This is a genomic window from Campylobacter sp. RM9331, from assembly GCF_020137685.1.
Classification (GTDB): Bacteria; Campylobacterota; Campylobacteria; order Campylobacterales; family Campylobacteraceae; genus Campylobacter_E.
On record NZ_JACGBA010000012.1, the window covers coordinates 20,794 to 34,900 of the forward strand.

General features: G+C 28.4%; 14 protein-coding genes. 4 read left to right on the forward strand and 10 right to left on the reverse strand.

Annotated features, from left to right (window positions below; translation table 11 throughout):
* Window positions 1-4 precede the first annotated feature (4 nt).
* From AVBRAN9331_RS05880 to ccoG, 9 genes are all read right to left on the reverse strand, one after another.
* A complete protein-coding gene (locus AVBRAN9331_RS05880) occupies window positions 5-940 on the reverse strand; it encodes an asparaginase (RefSeq protein ID WP_336612617.1) in 936 nt (311 codons plus the stop codon).
* Entirely contained in the window at window positions 933-1,934 is a 1,002-nt protein-coding gene (gene hemE, locus AVBRAN9331_RS05885) for a uroporphyrinogen decarboxylase (protein WP_336612618.1), read from the reverse strand. The genes AVBRAN9331_RS05880 and hemE overlap by 8 nt, the downstream gene beginning before the upstream one ends.
* A 9-nt stretch (window positions 1,935-1,943) precedes the next feature.
* A complete protein-coding gene (locus AVBRAN9331_RS05890; protein ID WP_214117232.1) occupies window positions 1,944-2,462 on the reverse strand; it encodes a YqhA family protein in 519 nt (172 codons plus the stop codon).
* Window positions 2,463-3,446: a bifunctional diaminohydroxyphosphoribosylaminopyrimidine deaminase/5-amino-6-(5-phosphoribosylamino)uracil reductase RibD gene (ribD, locus tag AVBRAN9331_RS05895; RefSeq protein WP_336608644.1), complete on the reverse strand. Its 984-nt coding sequence runs from the start codon at window positions 3,444-3,446 to the stop codon at window positions 2,463-2,465.
* Complete coding sequence (locus AVBRAN9331_RS05900; protein WP_239803547.1) at window positions 3,430-4,770, reverse strand: TolC family protein; 1,341 nt, start codon at window positions 4,768-4,770, stop codon at window positions 3,430-3,432. The genes ribD and AVBRAN9331_RS05900 overlap by 17 nt, the downstream gene beginning before the upstream one ends.
* A complete protein-coding gene (locus tag AVBRAN9331_RS05905) occupies window positions 4,763-7,906 on the reverse strand; it encodes an efflux RND transporter permease subunit (protein ID WP_214119950.1) in 3,144 nt (1,047 codons plus the stop codon). Before AVBRAN9331_RS05905 ends, AVBRAN9331_RS05900 begins: the two co-directional genes overlap by 8 nt.
* A complete protein-coding gene (locus AVBRAN9331_RS05910) occupies window positions 7,906-9,045 on the reverse strand; it encodes an efflux RND transporter periplasmic adaptor subunit (protein WP_214117241.1) in 1,140 nt (379 codons plus the stop codon). The genes AVBRAN9331_RS05905 and AVBRAN9331_RS05910 overlap by 1 nt, the downstream gene beginning before the upstream one ends.
* Window positions 9,046-9,110: 65 nt before the next feature.
* Window positions 9,111-9,704: a TetR/AcrR family transcriptional regulator gene (locus AVBRAN9331_RS05915; protein ID WP_336612619.1), complete on the reverse strand. Its 594-nt coding sequence runs from the start codon at window positions 9,702-9,704 to the stop codon at window positions 9,111-9,113.
* The gene (ccoG, locus tag AVBRAN9331_RS05920) at window positions 9,683-11,020 is read right to left on the reverse strand and encodes a cytochrome c oxidase accessory protein CcoG (protein WP_336612620.1); all 1,338 of its coding nucleotides are present in this window, start codon (window positions 11,018-11,020) and stop codon (window positions 9,683-9,685) included. Before ccoG ends, AVBRAN9331_RS05915 begins: the two co-directional genes overlap by 22 nt.
* A gap of 150 nt (window positions 11,021-11,170) precedes the next feature.
* On the opposite strand from ccoG, the gene rpsU reads away from it, so the two are divergent.
* From rpsU to AVBRAN9331_RS05940, 4 genes are read left to right on the forward strand one after another with little or no spacing between them, the layout of a single operon-like run.
* Complete coding sequence (rpsU, locus tag AVBRAN9331_RS05925) at window positions 11,171-11,383, forward strand: 30S ribosomal protein S21 (protein WP_214117291.1); 213 nt, start codon at window positions 11,171-11,173, stop codon at window positions 11,381-11,383.
* Window positions 11,384-11,417: 34 nt separating this feature from the next.
* Window positions 11,418-11,834 carry a helix-turn-helix domain-containing protein gene (locus tag AVBRAN9331_RS05930; RefSeq protein ID WP_214117248.1) on the forward strand — a complete coding sequence of 139 codons (417 nt, stop codon included), beginning with the start codon at window positions 11,418-11,420 and terminating at the stop codon, window positions 11,832-11,834.
* Window positions 11,835-11,842: 8 nt separating this feature from the next.
* Entirely contained in the window at window positions 11,843-12,406 is a 564-nt protein-coding gene (locus AVBRAN9331_RS05935; protein ID WP_214117251.1) for a UPF0323 family lipoprotein, read from the forward strand.
* Entirely contained in the window at window positions 12,406-12,882 is a 477-nt protein-coding gene (locus tag AVBRAN9331_RS05940) for a methylated-DNA--[protein]-cysteine S-methyltransferase (RefSeq protein ID WP_214142576.1), read from the forward strand. Before AVBRAN9331_RS05935 ends, AVBRAN9331_RS05940 begins: the two co-directional genes overlap by 1 nt.
* Window positions 12,883-12,965: 83 nt before the next feature.
* Here the strand turns inward: AVBRAN9331_RS05940 and AVBRAN9331_RS05945 are convergent, their stop codons facing one another.
* A complete protein-coding gene (locus tag AVBRAN9331_RS05945; RefSeq protein WP_336612621.1) occupies window positions 12,966-14,096 on the reverse strand; it encodes a PrpF domain-containing protein in 1,131 nt (376 codons plus the stop codon).
* Between the last annotated feature and the right edge of the window lie 11 nt (window positions 14,097-14,107).

Consider the following 14,107-nt stretch of genomic DNA (forward strand, 5'->3'; position numbering starts at 1 on the left):
GCCTTTAAATCAATTCTTCAATCATACCTTTTATATTTGTAATTCCTAAAGATAAAGCACTAATTAATAAAGCTCTAGCCTTAACATCACTTAAATATTCACTCATAATTACACCATTTTTAATCAAATCAACTTCAGCTCCAGCATAAGCATAGGTTCTAAGACCTGCTTTACCACTTTCACATCTACTTGTCATAATTATTGGAATATTTGCTTTTTGAATAATTGGCATAGCTCTAGCCATTACATGCCCTGCTCCATAGCCACTAATTACCAAACCATCATAATTATTTAAAGCATATTCAAGCATATCATTGTCAAAATCAAGGCACATTTTTAGCAGGGCTACTTTTTTAGTAATTTCTTTTAAAGGCTTTAGTTTTAGCCTTTTATAATTATTATTAAATAAATAAAACCTACCTTCTTTAATCTCTCCAACCAAACCACGATTAAAACTTGTAAAAGTTTCAAGACTAAATGAATTGCTTTTATGGATAAATTGTGCTGAATGAACGCTATCATTTAATACACAAAGCACACCTAAACCCCTTGCTAATTCACTATTTGCTAAAGTAATTGCATTGCTAATATTAGCTAGATAATCACTTCCTAACTCGCTAGGATTTTTCATAGCACCTGTAAAAATTAGTGGCTCATCTAAATCCCAAAATAAATTACAAAAAAATGAACTTTCTTCTAAAGTATCAGTTCCTTGAGTAATAATTACAGCACTAGAGCCTTTTTTAATCTCTTCTTTTGCAAGATTTAAAACTTCAATTAACATTGAAAAAGTTATATTTGGACTTGAGATATTGCTAAAAGTTATTGCATTAATGTCTTTAAATGAACTTGTTAAATCATCAGCATTTAGGCTAGGAATTGCTCCTTCGCCTAAATTACGCATAGAAATTGTCCCGCCAAGAGATATTAAACTAAGCATTTCTTACACAATCTATTAAATATCTTACATTTTCTACTGGAATATCAGGTAAAATTCCATGCCCTAAATTAAATATATGAGCCTTATCTTTTGTAAGTTCTTTTATGATTTCAACGCCTTCTTTTATAGCTTTTTTACTATAAAGTCTGCAAGGCTCAAGATTTCCTTGCAATACATAAGGAGTTTTTGCTGCTACTTGAAGTGGAGTGCTCCAATCAACGCCTAAAACATCAATTTTTGCATCCAAGCATTCAATAAAACCACCTACTCCTTTAGGAAAAGCAATTATTGCAATATGTGGGTATTTTGTCTTTAAATAACTCGCTAAATCTTGAATATATTTCCAAGCAAATTCCAAATAAGCACTAGGCTCAAGCGCATTAGCCCAGCTATCAAAAATCTGAATAGCATTAGCACCTGCTTTTATTTGATTTTCGCAGTATTCTTTTAAAACTTCAGTAATTTTTGCTAATAATTTATGTGCTAGGGCTGGATTTTCATAAATCATTCTTTTGCTTTTTGCATAAGTTTTAGAGCCTTTTCCTTCTATCATATATGTTGCTAAAGTCCAAGGAGCACCACAAAATCCTATTAAAGCTTTATTTGAAGCTAATTTTTCACGAGTTAATTTTATAGCATCATAAACATAAGTTAATTTACTAGCTGCATTTATATTTAATTTTTCTACATCAATTTCACTTGATATTATCTCATCAAAAACAGGACCTTCACCTGCTTCAAATTTAAGTGGTAAGCCCATCTCAAGTGGCACTACTAAAATATCTGAAAATATAATAGCCGCATCAAAATCTAGTATATCCACTGGCTGAAGCGTAACTTCACTAGCTAATTTATAATCCTTACAAAGACTTAAAAAATCTCCTGCTCTAGCACGAGTAGCCTTGTATTCAGCTAGGTATCTACCTGCTTGACGCATCATCCAAATAGGCATAACATCACTTTTTTTTCCAAAACAAGTATCTATAAATATCATCTTTGCTCCTTAGTGTTCTTTAGATTTATTATCACTTTTATGTAAAGCCCATAATCCAAGGCAAATACACATAATACCGATTGCTAAATAAAGCATATCCATACTTGAGCTAAATTTTAAATTAAGTGCGTGTTGGAAAAAATTAACAACTAAAACCATAATAATAACTTTACCAAGCTTATCTTTTAGCTCATCTAAACTATGAACTTCTAAAACCTTGCTTTGTTTGTATTGTTTAAATTCTTCAACATCGCTTATAAATAATTCATATATTCCAAAAGAAAATATATAAAAAACTAAAGCCATTAAATATAAATCAACAGCTCCAACTATAGTGCTTACAGCTTCTTCGTGAATGTCAATATCAGCACCTAAAAAATAATAAGTATATGTAACTTTTATGACCTTATACACATCAAAACTAGCAATAAAAAATAACATAAAAGCACCTAAAAGACCAAAAATAACAGGTAAGATTGTAATAAACCTAGAATTTACTAGGAATTTTTCAAAATATTTTTCTAACATTTATTCCCTTATTTCATAAAATCCGAATTGTTGGTATTCGTGTGGTTTATTATAAAAATCTTTTGTAGTGCTTTGATAAATAGGACTTAAACTTAACTTAAAGTTATTTGAATTTTTATAAGTAGAATTACTTTGTTGTAAAAACAACCAATCTATTTGATTTTTGAAAAGCTCTAAGGCATTAAACCCGCCTTCAATCATTACAAATTTAATATTTTGCTCTTGCAATTCATCTTTTAATTTTAAAGGATTTTTACCAAAAATAATTTCTCTATTAGTTTTAAAAATATTTAGAGATTTAAAATTAGAATTTAAATCTTGAAAATATTTTGAAAATACTAATAAATTAGGTGCTTTTTTGCTAGTAGAATATCTAGCATCAAGCATAGGATTATCAAGTCTTAAAGTATTGCCACAAATTATTAAATAATCTATATTGGTTCTAATTTCGTGAAAATATGTCCTTAAATACTCATTACTAATACTACCTTCATTGTTATAATTTAGATTAATTGCTAATTTAAATAAAACAAAAGGCTTATTATCTAGCCAGAATTTAAATGGAGCAATTAATTTATCGCATTCATCTTGTAAAATCCCAAGATTTACTTTAATTCCAGCTTGTCTTAATTCATTTATACCATTTTGAGAACTATCACTTGAGCCTATATTTACTTCTTTAACTTTATATTTTATTAATAATTCATGACAAGGTGGAGTGCGACCTTGCTTACTGCAAGGCTCTAAAGTTACATAAAATACACTATCTTTTAAAGCATCTTTTCCATATTTTTCTAAGATTTCATTCACACATAATCTTTCTGCGTGAAATGTTCCTGCTTTTTGGTGTGCTTTAATACTTAAAATCTTGCCGTATTTATCTAATACTAGACAACCTACGGCAGGATTTGGATAAGTTAAGAATTGATATTTCCAAGCCTCTTTTAAGGCTAGGTTCATATAAAAATCACTTCCTAAATTCAAGTTTTTTAACTCCAATAGCTTTATAAGCATCAATTCCTGCAGTTATCTTGCCTAATTTTAAATCAATTTGCTCTATTAAGCTATTTTGTAAAGCTCTTTCGCTATCTAAGAATTCTAAAAAGCTGATTTCTCCTTCATTAAATTTAAGCTTATTAAACTCATAAATTTCTTCTTCTAGTTTTACTATTTCATCATAATCTCTTAATTTAACTTCGGCATTATTATATTTTAAAATAGCATCTTCTATTTCTTTTAACGCAGTTTTTACTACTTTTTCATAGCCTAATACTGCATTATCTTGAGCTAAATTTGCTCTAATTACTTGCTCATCAACATCACCTAAATTAAATAAAGGTTGTAACAAACTAGCAGTAATTGAACCAACAGGGTCAGAAAATACATTATGTGTATCTCCACTCCAACTAACACCAGCACCTATTGTAAAGGTTGGAAAAAAGCTATCCCAAGCAATTTTTGCATTATTATGAGCTATTTTTACATCTAAAATTGCTTTTGCTATATCAGGACGATTTGTCATAACAGAGCTTGGTATAGTAGCTGGCATAACAAAATCTTCTATTAAGTTATTAGCAAATTTAATTGGTTCTTTTTCTTGATTTAATCCATAAACTAAAATATCTAAAGAATTAATATATAAATCTCTTTCTAATTTTAAACTTCTTAATTTAGTTTGATTTAGAGTAAATTGTTCTTTAGTTTGTAAAAGAACTGATTTTGTAATAAAGCCTAATTTATATTGCTCTTCTTTTAATTTTAAAGTTTTTTCATAGCTATTTATAAAGTCTTCTAAAATTTCTATTTTTTTATTAGTTGCTACAACTTGATAATAAAGTTTTGCAATACTAAATCCAATAGTTTGATAAGTATTTTCTACATCAAATTCGCTAATATTAGCACTATAAATAGCATTATCTTTAGCCTTACCAAATTTATTTAATAAATCTATTTCATAAGATAAATTAAGACCTAAAGAATGTCCGTAAGTTGGCTTTTGGTGTTTAATTAATCTCTCATTTGCATTAATTCCAAGATTAATGCTAGGCTCTCTTTTAATCCCAACACTTACTAAATTTGATTCAGCTATTAAAAGATTATTAATAGCCATTTTAACATCTTCATTATTTTCCATAGCAATCTCAATCAAGCGATTAAGATTTTCATCTTTGCCTAAGCTTCTCCAATCTTTAATTTCAAATTTAGTATTATTATCTAAATTATTTGGAGTTTTAAGCTCATAATTATTAACACTAGAGCAAGCAGCTAAAAATAAAGCTGCGATTGCTGATATTAAAAGCTTATTCATTAATTTGCTTTCCTTTCTTTTTAAAAACCTTATCATTTAAACTCTCTAGTAAATAGAAAAATAAAGGCACAAATAAAATAGATATACTAGAAGCTATAATAATACCACCAACTAGCCCTGTGCTAAGTGAGTGTCTAGCAGCACTACCTGAACCTTCGCTAAATACTAAAGGTAAAATACCAAAACCAAACGCTAAAGAAGTCATAATAATAGGTCTAAATCTAAGTTTTGCCGCCTTTATAGCTGCATCATAAGTGCTTAAGCCGTGTTTATATTTTTCTTCCATAGCAAATTCAACAATTAATATAGCATTTTTTGCACTAAGACCAATTAACAATAATAAACCTATTTGAAAATATATGTCATTTTGCATACCCCTTAAATAAGTTGCTGCTAAACTTCCAAATACTGCAAAAGGAACTGCCGTAATTACTGCAAGTGGCATTAACCATCTTTCATATTGAGCTGCAAGTATTAAAAATACAAATACCATACCTAATGCAAATGCAGTAGAACCGCTACCACTAGCATTTACTTCTTCATAAGAACTTCCTGCCCAAGCATAAGAATATTCATCTTTATTCATAGTTTCATTAAATACTTCAACTATAGCATTAATAGCATCTCCACTAGTATATCCTGGAGCTGGCGAAGCTGTAACTTTTGCAGCTGGGAAAAGGTTAAATCTAGTTACTGAAAACGCTGCTACACTTGGCTTAATATCAACAACACTAGCTAAAGATATACTTTTGCCTTCACTATTTTTAACATAAATATTTTCAAGACTTGTTCTTTTATTTCTAAATTCTTCATCGCCTCTTACATTTACTTGGAAATTTTTACCTAAAGCAGTAAAATCATTCACATAAACAGAACCAAAAATTAAATTTAAATTTGAATATATATCACTTAAACTAAGCCCTAAAATTTTAGCTTTTTTCTCATCAACACTTACTTTTAACTCAGGATAATCAGTATTTAAAGTCGTTCTTGCTTGAGTTAATTCAGGTCTTTTTGATGCTGCTGCAAGTAAAGTATCTATATCTTTTTTAATTTCTTCATAACTTTTACCTGATTTATTTTGCACATACATTTCAAATCCGCCTGTTAAAGAAAGCCCCATAATCGGTGGTGGATTTAAGAAAAATGCAAAACCATCAGGGTCAAGCCACATATTTTTCATCCAAGTATTAGCTAAATTTTCACTATCTCCATTAATACCTAAATCTTTTCTATCTTTATAATCTTTTAATGTAATAAATGAAATTCCAGCACTTGGAGAAAGAGCTGAACTCTCTACATCAAATCCATTTAAAGAAATCATACTTTCTACTGCAGGATTATTCTTAACCATATCATAGATTTTATTATTAAAGGCTAGAGTTTTATCTAGGTTGCTAGAAGATTTTAATTGTGATAAAACTAATACAGCACCCTTATCTTCGCTAGGAACAAGTGAGCTAGGAATAATTTTTAGTAAGGCAAAAATTCCATAAAAGAATATAGCAACCACTATTAAACTTGGAATTACATGTCTTAAAACTTTTGCAACTGCACTACCAAAAATATTAATACTCCAATCAAAAAAGTCATTAAATTTTTTAACTAAATAAAAAGGCTTATCTTCATGGTCTTTTAATAATATACCGCATAATGCAGGAGTTAGCGTTAATGCAACAAAACCTGAAATACAAACAGAAATTACAAGAGTAATTGCAAATTGTCTTTGAATTTGCCCTACAAATCCATCTAAAAATGATACAGGAATAAATACCGCACTTAATACTAAAACGATAGAAATTACAGGTCCGGTTACTTCATCCATTGCCATTTTAGTAGCTGCTTTTACATCTTTTGTAATACCACTTCTAAAAACACGCTCAACATTTTCTACAACAACAATAGCATCATCAACAACAATACCGATTGCTAAAACTAAAGCAAATAATGTAATAAGATTGATTGTAAAACCAAAAACATAAAGGAAAGCAAAAGTTCCAAGTAAAGAAACCGGCACAGCAATTAATGGAATAATAGTTGCACGAAGGTTTTTTAAGAACATATACATAACTATTAAAACAAGTAAAATAGCTTCAACAAATGTTTGAACAACTTCGCTTATACTATCTTTTACGAAATCGGTAGTATCATAAGGCATACTATAAGCAACACCACTTGGGAAGAATTTGCTTAGCTCTTCTAATTTTTCTTGCACAGCTTTAGCTACTGCTATAGCATTTGCACCTGATTTTAAATTAATCATCATAGGAACCATTTTTTTACCATTATTAAGTCCGGCAAAACCATAGTTTTTAGTTCCTATCTCTACTCTTGCTATATCTTTTAAATATAAAATATTTCCATTTGGAAGTGCTTTTATTATGATATTTTCAAAATCACTTACCTTACTAAGCTTACCTTTAGCGCTCATTGTATAAACAAATGGACTAATTTCTTTCATAGGTAAATCGCCTATTGTTCCTGTTGGATATTGTGAGTTTTGTTCTCTTATAGCTGCACTTACAACAGCTGGATTTAAATCATATTTATTAAGCTTTTCTGAATCAAGCCAAATTCTCATAGAATAATCTTTAGCTCCAATTACTTCAGCACTACCAATACCTTCTAATCTCTTTAACTCTTCAGCCACATTTAATGTAGCATAGTTACTTAGATAAGTTTCATCACGGCTATCATCAGGAGAATAAAACGAAACAACAGCTAAAATATTTGAGCTAGTTTCATCAACACTAACACCTAATTTTTTAACTTCTTCAGGCATTTTTGCTTGAACGCTTTGAACTTTATTATTAACATCAATTAATGCTTTTGATGGGTCTTTTCCAACCTTAAAATAAACATTTAAAAACATCAAACCACTTGAACTTGAGCTTGAAGTTATATAAATCATATCTTCAACACCATTAATTGCGTCTTCAAGAATACTTGCTACATTTTGAGAAAGCGTAGCTGCATCAACGCCAGAATAATTAGCAGTTACCCTAACCGTTGGAGATGTTACATTAGGATATTCTTCAATAGGCAAACCCTTCATTCCTAAAATACCAGCAATAGTAATTATAATTGAAACAACTATCGCAAATACTGGTCTATATATAAAAAACTTAGAAAACATTATTGTTCCTTAGTCTGCTCTTTAGGAGCTTGCTTTTGCATCATCGCACCAAATTCTGCCTTAGTTGCTATTTTTGCGCCAGGATAAATCTTTTTATAATTATTTAAAATCAATTCATCATCAACTTTTAAATCACTTGTTTTTGCGTCAATTACGGCAATTTTCTCATCATCAAAAATTGTTTTAACATGAATTTGTTTTGTTATATTTTTGTCTTTAACAAATACATAATATCCATCAATATCTTGTAATAAATTTTCTCTACTAATTACAAAAGAATCATTTTGCATAATATTGCTTAGTTTAAGACTAACAAAGGTTCCTGCACTTAATTCTTGATTAGTATTTTCAAAAACCGCATAAGCCTTAGTGCTTGCTAATTCATTATAATTTGATATAAACTCAACTTTACCTTCATAAGTCTTACCATTTAAAGTAAAATTAGCTTTTGCACTTTTTAAATCATTATTATTTCTTTTAATTTGTTCCATATTTGTATCTGATATAAAAAATGTAGCTTTTAAAGTATTTTGATCTACAATTTTTACTAATTGAGTATTATTTGCATTAGCATAACTTCCAGCATCAACCAATGAAGCTTGCACATATCCATCAAATGGAGCTTTTACATTAGTATAATCATAGTTTAATTTAGCTATCTTATAAGATGCGTTAGCTCTATCTAAACTAGCTTTTGCACTTTTAAATGCCGCTTCTTTTGCATCAAATTCTTTTTGACTAACTGCTTTTTTAGCATATAAGTCTTTAGTTCTATTATAATCAGTATTAGCATTTTCGTAGTTTGCTTTAGCAACACCAACATCAGCTAACGCTAAATCCAAACTAGCTTTATATTGCTCATCATCAATCTTATATAAAATTGTTCCTTGTTTTACAAAATCGCCATCTTTAAATAATATTTTTTTAATCTCGCCCGATACTTTTGGCAAAACTACTACATCTTTGTTAGCTTCTAATTTCGCTGCATATTGATAATAAATTTCAGCATTTTCTAAACTTACTTTTTTAATATCTACAATAGAAGGTGGCATTTCTTGCTGCTTTTGCTCTACCTTGTCATTGCAAGCTGTAAATAATAACAAGCTAGCAACGAAACTTAATTTAATAAGTCTTTTCATAAATTTTCCTTGTTGTAATTTTAAATTTTAAAGATGTAATTATAATTACATTTAAGTTAATGAAATTAACGCAAAGCCCTTAAAAATAAGATATTTACATTTTTTACATGCTCACTTAATTCATCTTTTGTAAAGATTTCTTTAGAGTTAAAAATCAAATCAAAAATCTTATTACTTCTAATCATAGAGCAGTATAAATTAGCTAAATTATAAGCGCTTATTTCATTTAGAATTTCTTTTTTAATTTTTTTCTCAAATACTTCACATAAAAATCTAATTATTACATCTTTATCTGCTTTTGCACATTCTTTTTTTACATTAATATCCTGATAAGTTCTTTCAAGAACTAATCTTAAAAATTTTGCATTATCTTCGCCTACAAAAAAATTGCAATATTCATTGCCAAACACTTCTAAAAATTCAGGCAAATCCAAATTCGTGTTTGAAGCAATCATTGTTTTTAAATTATCTAATCTACCTTCTGCCCTAAATTTTAAAGCCTTTAAAAATAAATTATTTTTATTTTCAAATTTTTTATATATCGTCGCAAGAGAACCGCCAGTTACTTTAACAATATCGTTTAAACTTGTATTTTCATAGCCCTTTTCTAAAAATAATTCAAGGGCTACTTTTAAAATTATTTCTTCTTTTCCTTCCATTTTTTCTCCTTAGGATATATAAATATTGTATCCTTTATGGTAAATATTTTATCATCATCTAAGGCATAAGCTCTTATATTAATATGCTTATGATGTTTTTTAACTTTCTTAAGCTCGCTTCTTAAAATAACAATTTGTTTTAATTTCTCACCAGCTTTAACTCTAAAATCTTTTTTAGGTTTTAAAATACTAATATCATCATCTAATACTTCTAAATAAAATCTATGGTCTTGCTTGCTAGTATTGTGAAATAATATAACATAGGCATTATCAACATAATTTTCATCTTTATTTATTGTATATAATTCAGTAGTTCTATTTATATTCATAAGCATAGTTTCTTTGCTACCAGCCGTTAAAACTAACCCAATAAACATAGCACACAATACAACTATATAAACAATAGTTCTAAATCTAAAGAATTTAAGTTTTTCTTTAGTTTTTATTTCTTTTGTGCTAGACCAAGATATTAATGATGGTCTATTAAATCTTGCTTGAACATTTGAACAAGCATCAGCACATTCAAGACAATTTATACAATCAAGTTGCATTCCTTTTCTAATATCTATATGAGTTGGACATATTTTTACACAGGCTTCACAAGCTATACATTCTCCGCCTATTGGTTTTTTTATAATTTTTTCTCCATCTTTATAAATAATTCCGCCACGACTTTCATCATATATAACACTTTTTGTGTCGTTATCAAACATAACGCTTTGAATTCTTGCATAAGGGCAAATATAAGCACAAAAATTCTCTTTAATAAAAGTAATATCAAATGTTATAAATAAAGATAAGCATAAAACAATTCCAAATAAAAGTAAGTGTTCATTAAAATGGTCAAGATAAGTAAAGAAATCTTCAGGTGGAACAAAATACCATAAAAAATTACTTGCAGCAATTAAGCTAATTGGATAAAACACAATAACACTTGCAATTCTTGCAAATATTTTATTTCTTGGTTTATTTTGTTTATTTTTTCTGCCACTATAAATTCTAAATAATTTAGTTTGTATTAAATCTCTAAAAATTATTCTAAATATAGTTTGAGGACAGCCCCAAGCACACCAAACTCTACCAAGTAAATTTGTAATAAAAAAAATAAATACAAACATCATAATTAATAAAAATGGCATTAAATACAACTCGTTTGTATTAAAAGATATGAAAAATAAATCTAATTTTTGTTTATCAAAACTAAGCAAAAATAAATGATTACCATTTATTCTAATAAATGGAATAATAAAAATAATACAGGTAAGTAAAACATAAAATGTAGTCCGCTTTTTAAAATAATTTGTAATATTTCCCATTACGTTCTCCTTAATTTTAACTTAATTTGTAATTTTAAGATAATTTTAGTCTTTAAAAATTAAGAATAGTAAATTAAAAAATATTTTGTTTATTAACAATTTTTTTATAAATTAGCACTTTTAATTTTACAACGAAAGGAAGTGATTGCCGTGCCAGGGATTAAAGTTCATAATAACGAATCTTTTGACGAGGCTTATCGCAAATTCAAAAAGCAAACTGATCGTAACCTAATCGTAACAGAAGTTAGAGCAAGACGCTTTTTTGAACCTATGACTGAAATTCGCAAAAAACAAAAAATTTCAGCTAGAAAAAAAATGCTAAAACGCCTATATATGTTAAGACATTACGAAGCAAAGCTTTAATAAAAAGGGGTTATCCCCTTTTTAAAGGTTAGAAATGAAACTCTTAGTAAAAGACGCCGCAAAATACTTAAATATCAGCAAAGAAGCTATTTATAATAGAATTAGAAGAGGCACTTTAAAATCAATAAAAGAAGATAATAAAACCTATGTTTTAATAGAGCCAGAACAAAATAGTTTAGCTATTAAAGATGAGCTATTAGAACAAATAAAAATCTTAAAACTAAGCAACGAAGAATTAAAAAAAGAAAACGAAGAATTAAAAAATAAAATAAATCTACCAGTAATTATAAAAGCAAAATGGATTTTAATAGATGAATATTTATTAAGATTTAAGAAAAAAAAGCGTGAAAAAATAAAAAAATATCTCATATCAAGGCTTTTTAAAAGTAAAAAAATAAAACTAGAAAACAATCAAGTATTTATAAGAAACAAAAAATTATCAAAGATTTAGGAGGAAAAATGTTTAAGAATTTAAATAACTTAACTTACAAAGCGTCTTTAACTGCAATTGTAGCTGGTTCATTATTAAGTGCTTGTGGTGGTGAAGAGCAACAACAAGCTAAAGGCTCATTTTTAATAATAGAAGAATATGCTCCTAAACAATACAGAATTAAAGATGAATTTCCAAGCGATGAAACAAGAGTAGTTCTAAAAGAATTAAATGGAAATGAAAGAGTATTAAGCAAGGCTGAGATGGATGAGCTAATAAAAGCTGAAAATGCAAAAATAGAAGCAAATCAAAGCTCATTAACAAATGAAAGTATTGGCTCAAATCATTCATTAGGCGAAGTTTTGCTAAGCTCTGTAGCAGGTGCAATCATTGGCTCTTGGATAGGCAATAAGTTATTTAATAATTCACATTTTAATGCAAACAAAGCTACGCATTATCAAAACCCAAGTACATATCAAAGAAGTGTAAATAGCTTTAAAAGCACACCTAGTGCAGGAGCTTCAAAAAGTAGTGGATTTTTTAAAAGCCAAAGCACAAGTGGTGCTAGTAGTTCTGGTAGTTTTGGCTCTTAATGTATATTGAAATTATAAAATTTAAAAACTTTATAGTTTTAATAAAAGCTAATGATGAGTATTTGATTTCAGTTGATATTACAAATCTTGCTACTTTAAAAGAAAAACCAAATCAAATAACTTCATTAGTAAAATCTGAACTTTTAAAGTATTTTAAGGGAGAAGATTTTGATTTTACAAATATAAAACTTAATCTTGATAAATTTTCTGCTTTTACAAAAGAAGTTTTAAATGAACTTAAAAATATACCTTATGCAAACACTATAACTTATAAAGAATTAGCATATAGAATAAATTCTAAAGCCTATCGTGCAGTAGGAACTGCATTATCAAAAAACCCTTATTTAATAATACTACCTTGCCATAGAGTAATTCGCTCTGATGAAAGTCTAGGAAGATTTACTTGTGAAGTGTCTAATATGAAAGAGTTTTTAAATAAACACGAAAAAAATAATATCAAATCAAATAATTTTTAAAGTATTTTATAAGCCATTATTAATTTATAAAATACTTAATCCTAATTTAAATTCCAAAAAGGAATTTAAATTAGAAATTTAACTTAATAATCTTTTCTAGTAAATACATAGCCTTGCATTAAGCATCTTGCAGTCCTAATCACACTCACGCTATCATTATCAATAAATCCCGTAATTGTCCCACTTGGATGAGCTATTACTAATTCATTAGAAAAGCTACTTAAATGCTCATTAATTAATGTGCCTTGTGTCTTTGCTGCCATCGAAATACATACCGTTCCTGTAACTGCAATTGATGGGTGTGGGCGTTGCATACTCATCATTCTAACGCATACATTTATATCATTTTTTGATATTTTAGCACCACTTGTGCTAGTGTAATCTTGCACGAAATCAACCAAACAAGCTTTAGGCACTGATGGATTTTTTGCTGTTGCTTCTTCTTTTTTTGCTAAGCCAATTAGCTCACTTGCTATACTTCTTACTTCTTCAATTTTATCAAGCTCGTTTTGAGAAATTTCATCATACATATTGCCACTTAATAAATCTTTAGCTCTCATAAACACAAGCGCTGCTCCAGCATCTACTATACTAATTTCAATATTGCCAAAACTTGTATTTACAACTTGTTTTGCAGAATTTGTAGGCAATAATCCTTTATTCATAGAGCCTTCAGGATTAATAAAACCTAATTTAATTTCACTAGCTGTATTTGGCACTCCTGCTATTTTAGTATCTCCTGCTGGTTCAAAACCCTTTAAATCATCGCTTAATTTAAATCTAGCCTTTAAATATTTATTTGTATTGGTATTTAAAATCCTAACACAAATTATTTTATTTTCTAAATCACACTCATCTTTTATAATGATTTTTTCATACATTTTAGAATCATTTAAATCAATCAAACCCAAATCATAAGCAAAAGCACCAACGCATGAGCTAATATTTCCACAATTACTATTAAAATCAACCATTTCTTTATCAATATTTACTTGAGCGAAAGTATAAGTTAATTCATTATTTTTAATATCAACTATAGCTACTTTTGAAGTTACTGACGCAGCACCACCAATTCCATCAATTTGCTTTGTAGCAGTTCCCATAACATCAGCTAAAAACTCGCCCCATTTAACTCTTGCTGGCATATCCTTTTCATAAAAACAAGCAGCTTTAGATGTGCCACCTCTATAAATACTACATTTAAATTTCTTCATATTTTCTCCTT